Origin of the sequence: Pseudomonas sp. 18175 (assembly GCF_050432925.1) — a bacterium.
In the GTDB taxonomy this organism is placed as follows: domain Bacteria; phylum Pseudomonadota; class Gammaproteobacteria; order Pseudomonadales; family Pseudomonadaceae; genus Aquipseudomonas.
The window spans coordinates 1-1214 of the sequence record NZ_JBKFTO010000053.1 but is presented as its reverse complement, the minus strand read 5'-3'; the positions used below and the strand labels follow the sequence as shown (position 1 = coordinate 1214).

Genomic DNA, 1214 nt, shown 5'->3' with positions numbered 1-1214 from the left:
CTGAGGCCTTCGCTGCACGCCGCCGCGCGTAAAGCGGAGGGGCTTTCGGTCAGCCTTGCGGCGCTTTATGAAAAGGTCAATCGCACTGAGCCAGAGCTGCTTCGGGCACTGATTTCGGGTAGTGCCGAGCGCTTGGAACCGACCATCAAAACGCTCGGTCATTCATCGATTCTGCCGGGCTGGCAGTTGCGTGTTGTCGATGGTAATCACTTGCCCTCCACAGAAAAACGGTTAGGCCCTTTGCGCACTCAACGAGGTGCTACTCGCCCAGGGTTTTCCGTAGTGGCCTACGACCCTGACCTGGATTTAGTCGTTGATATTCAACCTTGTGAGGATGCACACGCTAGCGAGCGGGTCAGTGTTTTACCGCTACTGGCCCGCGCAAGCGCGGGTCAGTTGTGGATGGCAGATCGGCTTTATTGCACGTTACCCGTCCTACAAGCCTGCGAGGAAACCGGGGCTTCATTCATCGTGCGTCAACACAGCAAGCATCCGCGACTGATGCAAGAAAGCGACTGGCAAGAGTCAGGTAGCGTGGATAGTGGAACCGTTCGTGAGCAGATCATCGAAGTCAAAGGTGGCCGCCGCTGGCGGCGCGTTGAGTTGAGCCTACAAACGGCAAATGAGTCAGGTGATTTGGTGATGTGGTTCTGGAGCAATTTGCCCGACACCGTCAGTGCCTGCCAGATAGCTGATTTATATCGTCGCCGCTGGACGATTGAAGGGATGTTCCAACGACTTGAAGCGGTGCTGGACAGCGAAATTAAAAGTCTTGGAAGCCCTAAAGCCGCGCTGTTGGGGTTTGCCTCGGCCGTTCTGGCTTACAACGTTTTGTCGGTTCTCAAACGCAGCGTTGACCAGGCACACCGCGAAACACAGCCAGAGGGTTGGGAGGCCTCAATCTTCCATTTAGCGGTGCATGTACGCAGCGGCTATGAGGGAATGCAGATTGCCTTGCCGGCAGAAAATTTCCCGCTCGAAAAGACCTCGAAAGGGCTGGCAGAGCGGTTGCTGGCTCTGGCGAGGCTGATCAAACCCAAGGCCGTCGCAAAAAGCCCGCGCGGCCCTAAAGTTGCCAAATCCAAGGAGTGGTTGGACGGAAAGGCAGCGCGAGTTCACGTCTCAACCGACCGGGTGCTTAGGGCTGCCAAGTCGAATAAACAGGCTGAAACATGACTTTAAACAGCTTTTAAACGCCGACCTTGAAAGGCATG

At 55.8% G+C, this 1214-nt stretch carries 1 protein-coding gene; it reads left to right on the top strand.

The genetic code is table 11. The features are described from left to right. Window positions 1-1176 (top strand): transposase (locus ACLD1Y_RS31575; RefSeq protein ID WP_429481543.1); only part of this gene is annotated, 1176 nt, incomplete at its 5' end. Window positions 1177-1214 lie beyond the last annotated feature (38 nt).